At 67.7% G+C, this 17,022-nt stretch carries 16 protein-coding genes and 1 riboswitch; of the genes, 5 read left to right on the forward strand and 11 right to left on the reverse strand.

Annotation, left to right across the window (positions count from 1 at the left end):
- The first annotated feature begins 381 nt into the window (after positions 1–381).
- From AC07NK_RS17530 to AC07NK_RS17545, 4 genes are read left to right on the forward strand one after another with little or no spacing between them, the layout of a single operon-like run.
- Positions 382–1,446, forward strand: coding sequence for a choice-of-anchor A family protein (locus AC07NK_RS17530; protein WP_495171895.1), 1,065 nt, complete (start codon positions 382–384; stop codon positions 1,444–1,446).
- Positions 1,447–1,484: 38 nt separating this feature from the next.
- Complete coding sequence (gene hemB / locus AC07NK_RS17535; RefSeq protein ID WP_495171896.1) at positions 1,485–2,474, forward strand: porphobilinogen synthase; 990 nt, start codon at positions 1,485–1,487, stop codon at positions 2,472–2,474.
- Between the two features lies 1 nt (position 2,475).
- The gene (locus tag AC07NK_RS17540) at positions 2,476–3,003 is read left to right on the forward strand and encodes a GNAT family N-acetyltransferase (protein ID WP_495171897.1); all 528 of its coding nucleotides are present in this window, start codon (positions 2,476–2,478) and stop codon (positions 3,001–3,003) included.
- Positions 3,004–3,027: 24 nt separating this feature from the next.
- Positions 3,028–5,283: a fused MFS/spermidine synthase gene (locus tag AC07NK_RS17545; RefSeq protein ID WP_495171898.1), complete on the forward strand. Its 2,256-nt coding sequence runs from the start codon at positions 3,028–3,030 to the stop codon at positions 5,281–5,283.
- A 6-nt stretch (positions 5,284–5,289) separates the two neighbouring features.
- Here AC07NK_RS17545 and cobU read toward each other — a convergent pair whose 3' ends face one another.
- The 9 genes from cobU to AC07NK_RS17590 are packed head-to-tail and all read right to left on the reverse strand — an operon-like array spanning position 5,290 to position 13,200.
- The gene (gene cobU / locus AC07NK_RS17550) at positions 5,290–5,796 is read right to left on the reverse strand and encodes a bifunctional adenosylcobinamide kinase/adenosylcobinamide-phosphate guanylyltransferase (protein ID WP_495171899.1); all 507 of its coding nucleotides are present in this window, start codon (positions 5,794–5,796) and stop codon (positions 5,290–5,292) included.
- The gene (locus AC07NK_RS17555; protein WP_495171900.1) at positions 5,793–7,256 is read right to left on the reverse strand and encodes a cobyric acid synthase; all 1,464 of its coding nucleotides are present in this window, start codon (positions 7,254–7,256) and stop codon (positions 5,793–5,795) included. The genes cobU and AC07NK_RS17555 overlap by 4 nt, the downstream gene beginning before the upstream one ends.
- A complete protein-coding gene (gene cbiB / locus AC07NK_RS17560; protein ID WP_495171901.1) occupies positions 7,244–8,182 on the reverse strand; it encodes an adenosylcobinamide-phosphate synthase CbiB in 939 nt (312 codons plus the stop codon). Before cbiB ends, AC07NK_RS17555 begins: the two co-directional genes overlap by 13 nt.
- On the reverse strand, positions 8,175–9,140 hold the full coding sequence (locus AC07NK_RS17565; RefSeq protein ID WP_495171902.1) for a threonine-phosphate decarboxylase: 966 nt from the start codon (positions 9,138–9,140) through the stop codon (positions 8,175–8,177). Before AC07NK_RS17565 ends, cbiB begins: the two co-directional genes overlap by 8 nt.
- Positions 9,137–9,853 (reverse strand): adenosylcobinamide-GDP ribazoletransferase, encoded by a 717-nt coding sequence (gene cobS / locus AC07NK_RS17570; protein ID WP_495171903.1) that lies wholly within the window; start codon positions 9,851–9,853, stop codon positions 9,137–9,139. The genes AC07NK_RS17565 and cobS overlap by 4 nt, the downstream gene beginning before the upstream one ends.
- The gene (locus AC07NK_RS17575) at positions 9,850–10,413 is read right to left on the reverse strand and encodes a histidine phosphatase family protein (protein WP_495171904.1); all 564 of its coding nucleotides are present in this window, start codon (positions 10,411–10,413) and stop codon (positions 9,850–9,852) included. Before AC07NK_RS17575 ends, cobS begins: the two co-directional genes overlap by 4 nt.
- The gene (cobT, locus tag AC07NK_RS17580) at positions 10,410–11,423 is read right to left on the reverse strand and encodes a nicotinate-nucleotide--dimethylbenzimidazole phosphoribosyltransferase (protein WP_495171905.1); all 1,014 of its coding nucleotides are present in this window, start codon (positions 11,421–11,423) and stop codon (positions 10,410–10,412) included. The genes AC07NK_RS17575 and cobT overlap by 4 nt, the downstream gene beginning before the upstream one ends.
- Positions 11,423–12,211 (reverse strand): ABC transporter ATP-binding protein, encoded by a 789-nt coding sequence (locus tag AC07NK_RS17585; RefSeq protein WP_495171906.1) that lies wholly within the window; start codon positions 12,209–12,211, stop codon positions 11,423–11,425. The genes cobT and AC07NK_RS17585 overlap by 1 nt, the downstream gene beginning before the upstream one ends.
- Entirely contained in the window at positions 12,205–13,200 is a 996-nt protein-coding gene (locus AC07NK_RS17590; RefSeq protein WP_495171907.1) for a FecCD family ABC transporter permease, read from the reverse strand. The genes AC07NK_RS17585 and AC07NK_RS17590 overlap by 7 nt, the downstream gene beginning before the upstream one ends.
- Positions 13,201–13,250: 50 nt before the next feature.
- On the opposite strand from AC07NK_RS17590, the gene AC07NK_RS17595 reads away from it, so the two are divergent.
- Positions 13,251–14,090 carry an ABC transporter substrate-binding protein gene (locus AC07NK_RS17595; RefSeq protein ID WP_495171908.1) on the forward strand — a complete coding sequence of 280 codons (840 nt, stop codon included), beginning with the start codon at positions 13,251–13,253 and terminating at the stop codon, positions 14,088–14,090.
- Here the strand turns inward: AC07NK_RS17595 and cobO are convergent.
- Entirely contained in the window at positions 14,087–14,695 is a 609-nt protein-coding gene (gene cobO / locus AC07NK_RS17600; protein ID WP_495171909.1) for a cob(I)yrinic acid a,c-diamide adenosyltransferase, read from the reverse strand. The two genes, AC07NK_RS17595 and cobO, sit on opposite strands and share 4 nt — an antisense overlap.
- A 55-nt stretch (positions 14,696–14,750) precedes the next feature.
- Entirely contained in the window at positions 14,751–16,619 is a 1,869-nt protein-coding gene (locus AC07NK_RS17605) for a TonB-dependent receptor plug domain-containing protein (RefSeq protein ID WP_495171910.1), read from the reverse strand.
- 179 nt (positions 16,620–16,798) lie between these two features.
- Positions 16,799–17,020, reverse strand: a riboswitch (cobalamin riboswitch).
- Positions 17,021–17,022: the final 2 nt, after the last annotated feature.

Genomic DNA, 17,022 nt, shown 5'->3' on the forward strand with positions numbered 1-17,022 from the left:
TCGCGGGGAGAGGCTGGCCGACAAACTTGACTTGAAACGCTGGTTTTTCGGCCGAAACGACCACGACGCGACCGGAACGCGCCTGCGACGCGACACCTTCGCGCCGTTGACGCGCCACCTACACGACAGTCGCGCGACAGCGACGCGCCACCGGCGCGACCGCCGCGCGCCGCTGAAGCGCCGGATACGCGCCACCGGCGCGGCGGTGCGAAGTGGAGGGAGGCGTCCCGTTCGATCATGGGACGGACCAGATATCGCGAAACCGGGGCTGTAGGAAAATGGTTTCGCGGGCGGTGTGGTTGATTCGCGCAATCTTTACCCGGTAACGGGCATGGTCGGTCCCGTGGATCGTTTCTCCTCATTGTAGCGTTAGTGTTTCTTATGCGTATTCGTACTCTGCTTCCCCTCGGCGTCGCGCTTGTGATGGCCGCGCCCGCCTCCGCTCAAGTCGCGGGCATCGACGCGATGAAGGAATGGAACCTCATCGTGCTCGGCAACCTGCAATCCGCCGGGCAGGTGGAAGGCCGCACCTTTGTCGGCGGTAACCTCAGCGGGAACTCGTCGGACTATCAGGTGCGCACGCCGCCGCCCTCGGCACGCGGCACGCCGGGGCTGACCGTCGTCGGCGACGTCAATGGTGGGCACAAGAACCTCAACAACGCGTCGGGCGCGGCGATCGGCGGCAACGTCAACAGCGGCTTCAACCTCAACGGATCGTCGCAGACGGTCCGCGTCGGCGGCACGATTTCCAACACCAACGTCAACCAGAACACGGTCAATTCGGGCCTTAACACCACCGACCCCGCCTTCCGCGTTGGCCTTGAGCAGCAGAAGAGCCTGCTGGGTTCCAGCCTGACCAACCTGTCTTCGGACATGAAGGGGATGGCAGGGAACAGCAGCTTCACCGTCAGCGGCAGCCGCGGCACGTTCGATGCCAAGCCCGATGCCAAGGGCGTCGCGGTGTTCAACATCACCAGCGCGGACCTGAGCAAGGTCAGCGAGATCAAGTTCAACCTCAACGGCGCCGATACCGCGATCGTCAACGTCAGCGGATCGGCGATTGCGCTCAACCAGAATTTTCTGGGCGGGACCAAGGGGCTGGGCGAGAACGTCGTCTGGAACTTCGCTGATGCCACTAGCGTGGCGATCGCCACGGCGTGGGGGGGATCGGTGCTGGCGCCCAAGGCGACCGGTCAGGTCTCCAACAGCATCGATGGTTCGGGCGTGTTCGGCAGCCTGCAGCAGAATGGCAGGCTCTCGGGCGGCTATGACGGCAGCTATGTGCCGCCGACGACCAATCCGGGCGGTGGCAGCAGCGGGGGCGGCAATCCCACGCCGGTACCCGAGGAAACGGTCGGCCTGTTCGCGCTGGGCGCGGCCGGGCTGGGGCTGCTCCACTGGCGCCGCCGGCGCAAGGCGAAAGCAGCGCGGGAAACCGCCGCCTGACGCTTGCGTCGCAGGGCGGGCTGTCCCACAAGCCCGCCATGTCCCATTACCCCGCGCTTCGCCTCCGCCGCACCCGCGCCTCCGCATGGAGCCGCCGGATGTACGCCGAAACCGTGCTGACCCCGGCGGACCTGATCTGGCCGCTGTTCGTCACCGAAGGCGAGAGTGTCGAGGAGCCGATCGCATCGCTGCCCGGGGTGTCGCGCTGGTCGGTCGATCAGGTGGTGATCCGGGCGAAGGAAGCCGCGGCGCTCGGCATCCCGTGCCTGGCGCTGTTCCCCAACACGCCGCGCGATTTGCGCACCGATGACGGGCGTGAGGCGCTCAACCCCGACAATCTCATGTGCCGGTCGATCCGCGCGATCCGCGATGCGGTGCCGGATATCGGGCTGCTCACCGACGTCGCGCTCGACCCCTATACTGCGCATGGGCATGACGGGCTGGTCGACGACAAGGGCTATGTCCTCAACGACCAGACCGCCGAGCTGCTGGTCGGCCAGTCGCTCAATCAGGCGCGCGCCGGGGCGGACATCATCGCGCCCAGCGACATGATGGACGGCCGCGTCGGCCTGATCCGCGAGGCGCTGGAGGGCGAGGGGCATGTCAATGTCCAGATCATGGCCTATGCCGCGAAATACGCTTCCGCCTTTTACGGCCCGTTCCGCGATGCGGTCGGCAGCCGGGGCCTGCTCAAGGGCGACAAGAAGACCTATCAGATGGACCCGGCCAATGCCGAGGAAGCGCTGCGCGAGGTCGGGCTCGACCTCGACGAGGGCGCGGACAGCGTGATGGTGAAGCCGGGCCTGCCGTATCTCGACATCGTCCGCCGTGTGAAGGAGCGGTTCGAAGTGCCGGTATTCGCTTATCAGGTGAGTGGCGAATATGCGATGATCGAGGCAGCAGCGGCTGCCGGGGCAGGGGATCGCGACGGGCTGGTGCTGGAGACGCTGATGGCATTCAAGCGCGCCGGATGCAGCGGCGTGTTGACCTATCACGCGGCGCACGCGGCGCGGCTGCTCGGCGGCTGAGTTGATCGAGACCGAGCGCCTGATCCTGCGCAAGCCGCGCCCGACGGACCATCCCGCGCTGTTCGCGATGTGGGCCGATCCGGTGATGATGGCCAATCTTGGCCCGGTGAAGGATGCGGCGGCGAGCGAGGCCACGCTCGCGCGGCATGACGGCCAACGTTACGAGGGGCTGGGGTTCTTGAGCGTCGAGCGCAAGTCGGACTGGGCGGTGATCGGCTTTTGCGGCCTCAAGCGCGGCGATCCGCAGCATCCGATTGCGGGCGAGATCGAGGCGGGATGGATGATCGCGCGGCCCCATTGGCGGCAAGGCTATGCGCTTGAGGCGATGCAGGCGGTGATGGACTGGGGCTGGGCCAGCTTCGACGCGCCGCGCATCGTCGCGATCACCGCCGAACGGAATCTGGCCAGTCAGGCGATGATGACCCGGCTGGGCATGACGCGGCTCGCGGACGGCGATTTCGATCATCACGCCTTTGCGCCCGGCGATCCCTTGCGCAAGATCGTTACGTACAGCATCAATCGGCCTTGAGTATCGCGTAGAGAAGGGGAGGCGATGAGCGCCGAAGCAATTGCCGATCCGGCGCCAGTCGAACCCGTCATCCCCCGGCGCGCCATCGGCCCGCTATTCGTCACCTCGATCCTGCTCGGCAGTTTCCTGCTGTTTCTCGTCCAGCCGATGATCGCGCGGATGGCGCTGCCGCGGCTCGGCGGTGCGCCGGCGGTGTGGAACAGCGCGATGCTGGTCTATCAGGCGCTGCTGCTCGGCGGCTATGCCTATGCCCATTGGCTGGGCCGGGTGCCGGTGCGGCAACAGGCGATGATCCATCTCGGCGTGCTCGCGGTCGCGGCGCTGTGGTTGCCGATCGGGCTGATGGCGATGCAGATGCCCGCCGACGCCGAGCCGGCCGTGTGGGTGCCGTGGCTGCTCGGTGCCTCGATCGGCCCGTTGTTCTTCGCGATTTCGGCGCAGGCGCCGTTGCTCCAGCGCTGGTTCGCCGTCGCCTCGGGCGGGCGTGATCCCTATGCGCTCTACGCAGCATCGAACGTGGGCAGTTTCGGCGGCCTGCTCGCCTATCCGCTGCTGGTCGAGCCGGGGCTTGCGCTCAAGGGGCAGAGCTGGCTGTGGACCGCCGGCTATGCGCTGGTGTTCGTGGCGGTCGCCGCCTGTGCGCTGCTGCTTCCGCGAAAGGCCGCCGATCAGCCCCATGTCGATGCGACCAGCCCGGCGCCCTCGCGCAAGCGAGTCGCACACTGGGTCGCGCTGGCCCTTGTCCCGTCGGGTCTGATGCTCGCCACGTCGAGTTTTCTCACCACCGATATCGTCGCGGTGCCGATGCTGTGGGTTCTCCCCCTCGGTCTCTACCTGCTGAGCTTCACCATCGCCTTTGCCGCCCGCCGCTGGCCGGCGGAGCTGCTCACCCGCTTCGCGCCGGTGACGATCCTGATGTTCGGCGGGCTGATGATCGCCGGGCAAAACGGCAATCCCGAACTCAACGCGCTGATGGCCCTGGGCCTGCTCTTCATGGTCGCGGTCGCACTTCACACGCACATGTACGACCTGCGGCCTGAGCCGGACCGGCTGACGGGATTCTATCTTGCGATGTCGGTGGGTGGAGCGTTGGGCGGGGTATTCGCGGCGCTGATCGCCCCGCTCGTGTTCGACTGGAGCTACGAATATCCGATCCTGATTCTCGCCGCCGGATTGCTGGTGCCGCAGGCGTTCCTGCTTCCGCTGTTCGCGAAGCTTTGGAAAGCCGATACGCGGGGCATCCGGATTCGCGTGCTGCTGGTGACGTTGCTGGTTGCGGTGATCGTCTGGTTCGGTCTGTTCGGTCCGGCCGCCGTACTGAGTGAAAAGGCGCTGGGCCTGCTCTATCTGAGCGTTGCGTTGATCGGCCTGTTCACGATCGGGATGCGGCTGCCGTACATGATCGTCCTCGCGGGGGCGCTGTTCCTGTTCGGCGGCTATCGTTCGCTGGCGATGAGCTGGGAGGGGGATGTCCGCACCCGCAGCTATTTCGGCGTCTACACGATCACCGACCTTCCGACCCAGAAACGGCTCGCGCACGGCACCACGCTGCATGGCGTGCAGCTGGAGGGACATGATGTCCTGAGGCGGATGCCGACGACCTATTATGTGCCCGGATCGGGGGTTGGCCGGGGCATGATGGCGCTCGAATCGCTCTATGGCCCCGCGGCGCGGGTCGGCGTCGTCGGCCTCGGCACCGGCACGCTCGCTTGCTATGCGCGTCCCGGGCAGGACTGGCGCTTCTATGAGATCGATCCGGCGGTGGTCGAACTGGCGCGTGGCGCGTTCCGCTTCCTCGAGCTGTGCCTTCCCAAGGCGAGCATCGTCATCGGCGACGCGCGCGTGCGCCTGAACGAAGCCGCACCGTCCAGCCTCGACCTGCTCGCGCTGGATGCCTTCTCGTCCGACGCTGTCCCAATGCACCTGATGACGCGCGAGGCGTTCGCAACCTATGACCGCGTGCTCGCGAAGAACGGGTTGCTGCTCGTCCATATCTCTAACCGGTTCATGTCGCTTGAGCCGGTGGTTGCGGCGGCGGCCAAGGCCGGGGGATGGACCGCGGCCGGCCTGACTTACCGACCTTCGCCGGACGAGGAGATGCAGGAAGCGGCGACGTCGGACTGGATCGCATTGTCGCGCTCGCCCGAGACGATCGCGAAGCTGCGCGCGCGGGGCGGAGAATGGCGCGATTTGCAGGAAACGCCGGGTTTCACGCCATGGACCGACGATTATGCGACGATCTTGCCGGTATTGCGCAGCCTCAACAAGGATCTGCCCTGAGGCCGCTTATTTGAGCTTGAGTGGCAGCCCCGCGGCGACGAACATCACCCCGTCTACCGCCGCGGCGACCTGTTGATTGATGCGCCCCGCCTCGTCGCGGAAGCGGCGGGCGAGGGCGTTGTCGGGGACGATCCCCAGCCCGACCTCGTTGGCGACGAGGATCAGCGGCCCCGCGGCGTCCGTGATCGCCGCGACCAGTTCGGTGGTTGCGGTGGGGATATCGCGCTCGGCCAGCAGCAGGTTCGAGGTCCACAAGGTCAGGCAGTCGATCAGCAGCACGCGATCCTCGCGGCTCTCGTCGCGTATCGCGGCGGCCAGTTCGATCGGCGCCTCAACGGTGATCCAGCGCGGCCCGCGATCGTCCCGGTGCCGCGCGATCCGCTCGGCCATCTCCTCGTCGAATGCCTGCCCGGTGGCGACGAAGACCAGTTCGCCGTCCAGCGCCTCGGCTCGGGTCTGCGCATAGCGACTCTTGCCCGAGCGTGCGCCGCCAAGGACGAAGAGGGTGTTCATGCTGAAGTCCTTTTCATCGCGAGCGCGATCAGGGCGTCGATATCGAGATGGGTTTCCAGTGCCGCGGCGATTTCGTCGAGCGCGGCGTCCACCGACGCCGCATAGTCGACGCCGCCGCCCGCCACCCCCAGCCGCGCCAGCAACGCCGTACGCTGAGCCGGATCGGCGAGCAGGCCATGGACATAGCTTCCCATCACCCGCCCGTCGGCGCTGATCGCGCCGTCGCTGCGGCCATCGTCCAGGGTTGCGAAGGGGCGTTCCGTGCCGGGCCCGCGGGTTTCGCCCATATGCATCTCATAGCCGTCGAAGCGCGCGTCGAGCGCGTAGCCCGATACCGGGCGCAGTTCCTTGGCCGCGGTCAGCACCGTCTCGACGTCGAGCAGTCCCAGCCCGGCGGCCTCGCCCGGCGCGCCCTCCAGTCCCAGCGGATCGGCGATCCGCGTGCCCAGCATCTGATAGCCGCCGCACAGCCCCAGGATCATGCCGCCGCGGCGACGATGGGCGAGGATGTCGATGTCCCAGCCCTGTGCGCGCACCGCCGCCAGATCGGCGAGCGTCGCCTTCGACCCCGGCAGCACGATCAGCGCTGCTTCGGCGGGGATCGGTTGGCCCGGCGGGACCATCACCACCTCTACGCCCGCCTCCAGCTTCAGCGGATCGAGATCGTCGAAATTGGAGATGCGTGGCAAGATGGGGCAGGCGATGACGAGCCGCTTGCCATTGCGGGTCTCCGGGCGCTCCAGCCGCACCGCATCCTCGCTCGGCAGGCGCGCGGCGGCGGGCAGCCAGTGGACCAGGCCATAGCCGGGCCAGCCGCTGCGTTCCTCGATCGCGCGATAGCCGTCGGCGAACAGCGCCGGATCGCCGCGGAATTTGTTGATGATGAAGCCGCGGATCATCGCGGCGTCTGCGGGATCGATCACGGCGCGGGTGCCGACCACCGACGCGATCACCCCGCCGCGGTCGATATCGCCGATCAGCACCACCGGCACATCGGCCGCGCGTGCGAAGCCCATATTGGCGATATCACCCGCGCGCAGGTTGATCTCCGCCGGGGATCCCGCGCCCTCGATCACGACGATGTCGCATGCCGCTTCGAGCCGCTCGAAGCTCTCCATCACCTCGGTGAGCAACGCACCCCGCGCCGCGCGAAAATTGCCGCTGCCGAGCGTGCCGCGAACCCGCCCGTGGACGATCAGCTGCGAGGTGTGGTCGGCCTGCGGCTTGAGCAGCACCGGGTTCATGTCGGTATGCGGTTCGGCCCGGCACGCAATCGCCTGAAGCGCCTGCGCCCGCCCGATTTCGCCGCCATCGGCCGTCACAGCGGCGTTGTTCGACATGTTCTGTGGCTTGAACGGAAGCACGCGCAGCCTGCGATTGGCGAGCGCGCGGCACAGCCCGGCGACCAGCACCGACTTGCCGACGTCCGACCCGGTTCCCTGCAGCATCAGCGCACCCATGCGGTCACTCCTGCAATCAGCCACAGTGCCGCACAAGCGCGCAGATAGAAGTTGAGCGCGCGGGAAATGTCATTTGCTCCAGCATCGGTGCGGCCGTCGCCGATCCATGATTTGGTGTGCATCTCCCCGTCATAGCTGACCGGCCCGGCAAGGCGCAGGTTGAGCGCGCCGGCCATCGCCGCTTCGGTCCAGCCGGCATTGGGGGAGGCGTGGTTGCGTGCGTCGCGCGCCATCACCCGCCAGCCCCGTCCGGCGACGAGGCAGATCAGCGCGCCGCCGATCCGCGCGGGGATCAGGTTGAGCAGATCGTCGCTCCGCGCCGCCGCCCAGCCGAACGCACGCCAGCGTTGCTCGCGATGGCCGATCAGGCTGTCGGCGGTATTGATCGCCTTGTAGATCCAGATGCCGGGCAGCCCGAGCAGCAGCAGCCAGAAGAGCGGCGCGGCGATGCCATCGCAGAAGCTCTCCGCCAGACTTTCGATCGCGGCGCGCGAGATGCCTGCTTCGTCGAGCGCTGCGACGTCGCGGCCGACGATCATTGCCACGGCGGATCGTGCGGCCTCGAGGTCGCCGCCCGCCAGCGCATCGCGGACGGCGCGGACATGATCGAACAGGCTGCGCTGCGCGAGGCCGGGGGCGGCGAGCAGGGCCACCCCGATCCAGCTCCAGTCGCCGAGCGCACGATCCATCAGCCAGGTCAGTGCCCAGCCGATGCCGCCGGCGACGCCGATCAGGATCAGGACGGTGACGATACCCGCGACCCGCTTCGCCGCCTCGCCACGCGCGGGCTGGTTCCACATCGCCTCGCATCGCGCGATGATTGCCGCGAACGCACCGACGGGGTGGCCGATGCGCCGATAGAGCGCGGCTGGCCAGCCGATCGCGGCGTCGATCGCCAGCGCCGCGATCGCGACGGGCTCAGCCATGGGCGAGCGCGGCGTTTAGCCGTTCGAGCGCGGCGGGAGTCGCGGGCAGTCCGATCCGCAGCCAGCGTGGGTTGTCGTCGAACGGGCGGGTAAGGATGGATTTCCGCGCCAGCCGGGTGAACAGGCTATGCGAGTCGTCGGTCTCGATCAGGCGGAACAGCGGGCACGCGCCGGCCGGGGTATGGCCATGCCCCATCAGGACACGGTCGAGGGCGGCAGCCTGCATCGGCAGCTGCTCGCGTGTTTCCGCGATCCATGCGGTATCGCGATAGGCGGCGCTGCCGATCGCGATGGCTGCCGCCGAAACCGGCCATGCGCCGAGCTGCGCGCGAAGCCGGGCGATCAGCGGGGGCGGGGCGATCGCGAACCCCAGCCGTGCGCCGGCAAGCCCGAAGAATTTGCCGAAGGACCGCAATATGACCAGCCGCCGGTCGGATCCGACCTCGCTGGCGAGACTATGGCGCGGATCGGTGTCGGCAAAGGCTTCGTCGATCACCAGCCAGCCCCTGGCCATCTGCGCGTGCAGCACCGGGGAGGGCGTGACCCGGCCGTCAGGGTTGTTGGGGTTGGCGAGGATCAGCGTGCCTTCGTCTGCCTCCAGCGCTGCGGGCGCAACGGCGATGGCATCGGGGGCCATTTCGGCATGGGTGCGATAACTCGGCCAGCGATAGCGCACCGGCGCGGGCAGGTGCTCGCCTACCAGCCTCAGCCCGATCTCGGTGCCGGGAAGCGCCAGCACGCATGCCGGGTCCGCACCGAAATAGGCCGCCGCTACGGCTTCGAGATCGGCGAGCGCGTCGGCGTCGGGCAGCCGGGTCCAGTCGATCGCGATCCGGTCAGCGCCGGGCCACGCGGTGGGGTTGATGCCGGTCGACAGGTCGATCCATGGCGCGCCGCTATCGCCGAACGCCTTCCGCGCCCGCTCCAGCTGCCCGCCATGCCAGGTCCATTCGCTCACGCCAGCCCGGTCCAGAGGATCACCGCGAGCAGCAGTCCCGTCTCGACCAGCTCGATCCCCGCGCCGAGGCAATCGCCCGAAACCCCGCCCAGCTTCTGCCGGAGCCAGAGCCCCCACCACAGGATCAGCAGCGGCGCGACGAGCAGGGCGGGGACGAACCAGCATGCCGCTGCCCAGCCGATCACCCACACCGTCAGCACGGGCAGGCTGGCGACGCCGATGAAGCGCTCGGCAAGGCCTGCATGGAGCGAGGGCAGCCAGCGCGTCCATGCCAGCGGCGCGATCCGGGCGATGGCGGGGATCAGCAGCAGCGCAGGCCATTGCGCGGGGGGGAGCAGGTGGAGAAGCACGAGCTTGGCAATAAGCTGGACGATCAGCGTGACTACGCCGAAGCTGCCGACATGCGGATCGGCCATCACCGCCAGCAGCCGCTCGGGATCGCGATGCGCTGCGCCGCGCGCATCGGCGAGGTCGGACAGGCCATCGAGATGCAGCGCGCCGGTGACCCACACCCAGGCGACCAGACCCGCGAGCGCGGCCAGCCAGGGATCGAACCGCCCGCCCAGCCAGAAGGCGCCCGCGACCACGCCGCCCACTGCCAGCCCGGCGACGGGGAACCAGCGCATGCTCTTGGCGAAGCTCGCCGAATCTACCGGGACGCCCGGCATCGGCAGCCGTGTCAGGAATTGCAGCGCAATGATCAGTCCCTTCATGGCCACAGCCCCATGATCTGCCCGTTACGCCCGTCCCAGAGTCGCAGCGCGAGCACGCTGGCATAAGGAAGGTCGAACGCCCAGAGCTGGGGCTGGGAAAATCCGCACAGGACATGCAGCGCGGCCCGCATCGCGCCGCCATGGGTGACGACCAGCGCAGGCTCGGCGGGCAGGGTGTCGATCGCCGCGGCGACGCGCGCGACGAGTGCGGACCAGCGCTCGCCATCGGGCGGCGGGTTGGCGTCGGGATCGTTCCAGAAGCGGCCGAGCGCTTCCGCGTCGATTGCGCCGCTTTCCAGCCCGTCCCACGTGCCGAAATCGAGTTCGCGCCAGCGCGGATCGATCGTCAGCGATCGGCCAAGGTCCGCCGCCACCGCCTCGCCGCATTGCGATGCGCGCTGGAGGTCGGAGGCGATGATATGGGCGACTTCCAAGCCTTCGGCCTGTGCCCGGCACGCGGCAACGCCCTCGGGTGTCACCTTGCAATCGGTCTTGCCCAGCATTCGGCCGGTCAGCACCGGCTCGCCGTGCCGCATCAGATAGAGGGTGCGGGCGCTCACAGCTTCCCCGAAACGCTCGCCTCGGCAAAGGTTGCCATGCCGTTATGCGCCGCGAGTGCCGCGCGCACGATCGAGACCGCCACCGCCGCGCCGCTGCCTTCGCCCAGCCGCATGTCGAGCTGCAGCAGCGGCGTCAGGTTGAACTGGCGGAGCAGGCGGCGATGCCCGGGCTCGGCCGAGCAATGGCCGGCAAGGCAATGGTCGATGATCGCGGGCTGCTGGGCCGCGAGCGGGGCCAGCGCGGCGCAGGCGATGAAGCCGTCGAGCATGACGGGCACGCGCGCCTGTCGTGCCGCGAGCACAGCGCCGGCGATGGCAGCGATCTCACGCCCGCCCAGCCGGCGCAGCGTCTCAAAGGCATCGTGCGGTGCATCGGCGTGGGCAGCGAGCGCGCGTTCGACCACCGCGACCTTGTTGGCCACGCCTGCTGCATCCAGACCGGTGCCCGGCCCGACCCAATCCTGCACCGCGCCACCGAGGCTGCGGGCGCAAAGGGCGGCGGCGGCGGTGCTGTTGCCGATCCCCATCTCGCCGACGACGAGCAGGTCGAGGTCGGGCGCTACCGTCGCCGCGCCGCGGTCGAGCGCTTCGAGGCACTCGTCCACGGACATCGCGGGGTCTTGGGTGAAGTCGGCGGTGGGGCGGTCGAGGTCGAGCGCGACCACTTGCAGCTCAAGCCCGGCATGGCGCGCGAGCTGGTTGATCGCCGCGCCGCCCGCCTCGAAATTGGCGACCATCTGCACGGTCACATCCGACGGAAAGGCGCTGACGCCGTGGCGGGTGACGCCGTGATTGCCCGCGAAGATCACTGCGCGGCTCTTGTCCAGCGCCGGGCGCTCCTTGCCCCGCCAGCCCGCCATGAACAGCGCGATCTCCTCAAGCCGGCCGAGCGATCCGGCGGGCTTGGTGAGCTGTCCCTGCCGTGCCGATGCGGCTTCGCGCGCCGCCGCGTCCGGCTCGGGCAGGGCGGCGAGAGCAGCGGCAAAGGCTTCAGCGGATTCGAAACGCATCAAACACTCACTTCCTGCGCGATCCGCCCGGTCGGCACGACCAGCGGCGCGGCTTCATTTCCTTCGATCCGGGCGCGCACGCCATAGACGGAGCGGAGATTGGCTTCGCTCAGCACCTCGAGTGGCGCGCCCTGCGCAACCAGCTGTCCGCGATCCATCAACAGCAGCCGGTCGCAATAGCGTGCGGCCATGGTCAGGTCGTGCAGGACCGCGATGACCAGCGACCCCGCCGCGGCTTCGCTGCGCAGCAATTCCATCACGTCGATCTGGTGCCCCGGGTCGAGCGAGGCGAGCGGTTCGTCGGCGATCAGGCCGCGTGCCTCGACTGCTAGAGCACGGGCGAGCAGGACGCGGGCGCGTTCGCCGCCCGAAAGCTCGGTCGCGATGCGGTCGCGCAGATGGCCGATATCGGCGCGCGCGATCGCGCGATCGATGATCGCCTGATCCGCGGCCGAGATTCGCGACATCGGGGCGAGGTGAGGCAGGCGACCAAGGCCGACCAGCCGCTCGACCGACAATGGCCAGTGCAGCGTCTGGCCCTGCGGCAGATAGGCGAGTTCGCGGGCGATCTGCGCGCGCGTCAGGCCAGTGATCTCGGCAGCGTCGAGCGTGATGTTTCCGCGATAGGGCACCAGCCCGAGCAACGCGCGCACTAAGGTCGACTTGCCCGCACCGTTGGGGCCGATGATCCCGATCAGCGTGCCGGGCACGAGCGACAGGCTCATGCCATCCACAACGGTGCGGGTGCCGAGCGATACGCTCAGCGCCTGTGTCGTCAGCGTCACCATAGCCGGCGCTCCCGCATCAGATGGACAAGGAAGACCGGGATTCCGAGGAAGGCGGTGACCACGCCGAGCTTCAACTCGCTATGCGCGGGGATCATGCGCACGCCGAGATCGGAGACGGTGAGCAGAAGTGCCCCGCCGATTGCGGAGGGCCACAGGATCGCCGACGGGCTGCGGTCGGTGAACGGGCGGATGATGTGCGGCACGATCAGTCCGATGAAGCCGATCGACCCGGAGACGGCGACCGCGCCGCCGACGCCGATTGCGACTCCCACCAGCAGCCGCCAGCGTACCGCGCGCAGATTGATCCCCAGTGCCCGCGCGCCGTCCTCGCCCAAAGTCAGCGCGTCGAGCGCGCGCGCGTCCCACAGCAGCAGCGCGCCGCCGACGACGACGCAGGGCAGGGCGATCCACACATGCTGCGACGAGCGATTCTCGAGGCTACCGAGCAGCCAGCTCATGATCTCCATCGCCGCGAACGGGTTGGGCGACAGGTTGAGCGCGAGGCTGATGCCGGCGCCCGCGAGCGTCGCGATGGCGATGCCGGCGAGGATCAGCGTCAGCGCACTCTCCGACTGGCCGGACAGGCCGAACAGCAGGATCAGCGCGACCATCGCCATGGCGATGGCGAGCAGCGGGAGCAGCGCCGGATGAAGCTCGGCGATGCCGAAATAGAGCGCGATCACCGCGCCCAATGCGGCGGCGTTCGACGCGCCCAGCACCGACGGCTCAGCCAGCGGGTTGCGCAGGAACCCCTGCAGCGCGGCCCCGGCCAAGCCGAGCATCGCGCCGACCAGCAACCCGAGCAACATGCGCGGCATGCGCAGGTCGAGCACGATCGTACTGGCGATCTGGTCGCCGTTGCCGAGCAATGCCGCGATCACCCGGTCGGGTGCGATCGAGACGGTGCCAAAGGCGAGCGAGGCCAGAGCGGCGAGCGCGGTGAGCACCAGCAGCAGGCCGTTGAGGCGGAAGGACGCGCCGCGCGTCATCGTGTCACGAACCGCTTGCCCGGTTCGCTAACCGGGTTAGGAGCAACATCATGCGGCGTCTTCTCCATCTTGCAGCCATTTCCCTGTTCACGCTCGGAGCGTCCGCGGCACCCGCCGTGCCGCAGCCGGCCAGCGCGCCCGTTCGACCACAGCGGATCGTTTCGCTCAACCTCTGCACCGATCAGCTGCTGCTCGCGCTGGCGGACCGCTCGCAGATCGCCGCGCTCACCAAGAATGCGCGCGATACCGAAATGTCGGCCGCGGCGGCGCAGGCGCAGGGCATCACCCTGCTCAAGGAATCGTCCGAGCAGCTGTTTGCGCTGCGCCCCGACCTGATCGTCGGCATGCCCGCGAGCCGCCATCCGATGCTGCGTCCGCTGGGACCGGAAAAGTACCGCACGCTCGATCTGGGCTATGCTGAAAGCTACCCCACGATCATCGAGCAAATCCGCACCGTCGCCGCAGCCGTCGGCCATCCCGCGCGTGGCGAGGCGCTGATCCGCCGCATGGAGGCAGACCTCGCCAAGCTCGGCAAGCTCAAGGGCGGCAAGGTCGCGGCCTATTACCAGCGCCGCGGTTTCATGACCGGCACCGAGACGCTGATCGACGATTTGATGAAGCGTGCCGGCCTGATCAACCTTGCTGCGAAGCTCGGCAAGCCGCCGCTGTCGCAGATCAGCCTCGAAGAAATGGTTGCGGCCCGACCGGACTATCTGATCGTCGAAAGCGCCACCGACCGCGTGGTCGATCAGGGGACGGAGATGCTCCACCACCCGGCGCTGCGCAGCATCCCGCGCATCTCGATCCCGCAGGCGTGGACGGTGTGCGGCAGCCCCGCCTATGTGCTGGCCGCGCGCGGCATCGTTCAACAGGCCAGCCGTAAGCACTAGAATTCGATGCCCTTTTGCGCGCGGACATTCTGCGTGCGGAAGGGGTGTTTGACCTCGGTCATCTCGGTGACGAGATCGGCCGCGTCGATCAGTGCCTGGGGCGCGTTGCGGCCGGTGATGATGACATGCTTCATCTCGGCGCGGGCGGTGACTGCCTCCAGCACCTCTTCGACCGGCAGATAGTCGTAGCGCAGAACGATGTTGAGCTCGTCGGCGATGACCAGCGCATAGGCGGGGTCGGCGATCATCCGCTTGACCTCTTCCCACCCGGCGCGCGCCGCAGCGATGTCGCGCGTGCGGTCCTGCGTGTCCCAGGTGAAGCCTTCGCCCATCCGTTTGAATTCGATCTCGTCGGGGAAGCGGTCGAAGAAGCGCTTTTCGCCGGTGTCGATCGTGCCCTTCACGAACTGGACGATGCCAACCTTCATGCCATGCCCGATCGCGCGTGCGGCGACGCCGAAGGCGGAAGACGACTTGCCCTTGCCGTTGCCGGTGTGGACGATCAGCAGACCCTTCTCGACCGTCTTGGTCGCGATCTTCTTCGCCTGAGCGGCCTGGATCTTCTTCATCCGCTCATTGTGTTCGGCGTCGGTCCGGGGCTTCATCGCGTGTCTCCGAAAATGAGTAGGGGAGGCGGCCCGAGCCGCCTCCCCGAACAGGTCAGAACTTCAGGCGGATGCCGCCATAAGCGCTGCGGCCGAGGGCGTTCTTGCCGTAGGCCATCTGATACTGCTTATCGAACAGGTTGGTGACCCGGCCATAGATCTCGACATTGTCGGTGATCCCGTAGGACGCGAGCAGATCGACGACCTCATAGCCCTTGAGCCTGCGGGTGCTGGGCTGGCTGTTGTCGCGATGGCGCAGGCGCGCGGTGAATGAGAAGCGATCGATCGGCGTGAGCGTGACCGACGTGCTGCCCGTGAATTCGGGGCGGCGCAGGCTTTGCCATTTGCTGGCCACATACTGTTCGGCGTCGAGATAGGTCAGGCTCTGGCGGAACGCCAACCACTCGGTGGGGCGCAGGTTGAACGCGACTTCGACGCCAGACTTCCGCGTCCTGCCCAGGTTCATATAGCAACCCTTTTCCTTTGCGGCCGCGGCTGCGGCGCAATCGAACAGGATCTCGTTGCGGGTCTTGGCGAAGAAGTAGGAGACCTGAGCGCTGAACGCCGAGCCGAAGTCGAAATCGACGCCGACATCGCCGCCTTCGCTGGTCTCGACCTGGAGCTTGGGATTGCCATAGGTCGGGTCGAACAGTTGGTAGAGCCCCGGTGCCTTGGCGCCCGAGCCATAGCTTGCGCGCAGCTTGACGTTGCCGCTGCCGATCAGGTCTTCGAGGACATAGGCGCCGGTGACGCGATAGGTGTCGAAGCTGCCGAAGCGGCTATTGTCGTCGATGCGTGCCGCACCGGTGACGGTGAGGCCCTGTGCCGGGCGCAGCGCCAGCTCGGCAAAGGCCGACTTGGTCGTGATCTTCTTGTCGAACACGCCCGAGAAGGCAGTCACCTGATCGGTATATTCTTCTTCATAGTTCGCGCCGGCCGCGACACCGAAGAGGCCGCCCTTGTCGTAGCTGACATTGGCCGCGAGCACGTCCTTGGTGCCTTCGAAGAAGTCGCCTTCGGCGCGGTTATAGGTGCCGAAATAGCGACGCTGGGCGACGTAGCGGCTTGCCGTGGCGCTCGCACGCCAGGCATTGTCGTCGCTGCGGTAGCTCGCCTGAGCCGCATAGGCCCATTCCTTCTTGCGCACCGTGTCGGTGCTGTCGGCGTTGGTGCCGTCGAGGTCCGAATGCGAATTCTGCCAGAAGCCGATCAGCTGCAGATCGATATTCGAGGTTGCGGCGAGGCCAGCGCGACCGCTGAAGCCGTAGCGCCAATATTCGTCTTCCTCGACCGATGTGCCGGTCGCCGGATCGGCGAGCGAGGGGCCGTTATGCTTGTAGCCGCTGGCGGTCAGGCGGAAGTCGAGCGCGCCCTTCTTGCCGATCACCGACGCCGCGCCGTTGAGCGTTTCGTACGACCCATATTCGCCCTGCGCGTTGAACAGCAGGCCGTCGTCCTTTGCGCGCTTGGTGATGATGTTGACCACGCCGCCGATCGCGTCGGAGCCGTAGAGCGAGCTCTGGTTGCCGCGCAGCACCTCGATCCGCGCGATATCGGCGGTGGTCAGGTGATCCGACTGATATTGGGTGCTGGTCGAGCTGGGGTCGCCGAGCTCGATGCCGTCGATCAGGTACAGGACCTGATCATTGTCCGACCCGCGGATGCTGACGCTGGTGAGGTCGCCGGGGCGGTCGGAGCTGATCTGCACGCCGGCCAGATCCTGGAAGATGTCCTTCACGAAGGTGACCTGCTCGCGCTGGATATCCTCGGCGGTGATCACGGTGACGGCGCTGCCGATCTCGCGCGGCGTGAGCGGCACGCGGCTGGCGCTGACGACGACATCGTCGGCGGGTGCCTGATCCTGCGCGAATGCCGGCATGGCGGCGGCGCTGGCAAGCAGGACGGTCAAATAACGGTACTTCACATTTAGTCCCCCCGCGTCGAGCAACTGGAAGGCGGGACCTGCCGGATCGCATCCGGCCGGCACGCGCGTGCGGACGGACGCTGGAGGGCACCCGCACAAGCGTGACCGTGCGGCCCCGGCCGCATGGTTCGTCGCTCAGACGGAGAGAAACCGTGCCCTGGCCAATCCCTGGACCACGGCAAGAGCGACCCACGCTGGCAGGTATCCTGGCTCACGGGTCGTCGCTCGATGCACGGCCTTCCCGGATCGTTTCGATCCAGTGGCTGCTTCCTCGAATGGGAAGCCAGCGCATCTCGCTCGCCGCTTACAGTTGCAGGGACAGCCGCGGATTTGGATGGAAGCCCATCCGCACCGCATTCCCATTCAAGCCCCTTGCGGGGCACCAGCGCGATCAATCGGACGA

It is taken from the genome of Sphingomonas sp. GW821-FHT09B04, assembly GCF_059418285.1.

Bases quoted from the DNA above. Each gene is read 5' to 3' on its own strand.
- AC07NK_RS17530 (WP_495171895.1), top strand. From the start codon at position 382: ATGCGTATTCGTACTCTGCTTCCCCTCGGCGTCGCGCTTGTGATGGCC.
- hemB (WP_495171896.1), top strand. From the start codon at position 1,485: ATGTCCCATTACCCCGCGCTTCGCCTCCGCCGCACCCGCGCCTCCGCA.
- AC07NK_RS17545 (WP_495171898.1), top strand. From the start codon at position 3,028: ATGAGCGCCGAAGCAATTGCCGATCCGGCGCCAGTCGAACCCGTCATC.
- cobU (WP_495171899.1), bottom strand. From the start codon at position 5,796: ATGAACACCCTCTTCGTCCTTGGCGGCGCACGCTCGGGCAAGAGTCGC.
- AC07NK_RS17555 (WP_495171900.1), bottom strand. From the start codon at position 7,256: ATGGGTGCGCTGATGCTGCAGGGAACCGGGTCGGACGTCGGCAAGTCG.
- cbiB (WP_495171901.1), bottom strand. From the start codon at position 8,182: ATGGCTGAGCCCGTCGCGATCGCGGCGCTGGCGATCGACGCCGCGATC.
- cobS (WP_495171903.1), bottom strand. From the start codon at position 9,853: ATGAAGGGACTGATCATTGCGCTGCAATTCCTGACACGGCTGCCGATG.
- cobT (WP_495171905.1), bottom strand. From the start codon at position 11,423: ATGCGTTTCGAATCCGCTGAAGCCTTTGCCGCTGCTCTCGCCGCCCTG.
- AC07NK_RS17585 (WP_495171906.1), bottom strand. From the start codon at position 12,211: ATGGTGACGCTGACGACACAGGCGCTGAGCGTATCGCTCGGCACCCGC.
- AC07NK_RS17590 (WP_495171907.1), bottom strand. From the start codon at position 13,200: ATGACGCGCGGCGCGTCCTTCCGCCTCAACGGCCTGCTGCTGGTGCTC.
- AC07NK_RS17595 (WP_495171908.1), top strand. From the start codon at position 13,251: ATGCGGCGTCTTCTCCATCTTGCAGCCATTTCCCTGTTCACGCTCGGA.
- cobO (WP_495171909.1), bottom strand. From the start codon at position 14,695: ATGAAGCCCCGGACCGACGCCGAACACAATGAGCGGATGAAGAAGATC.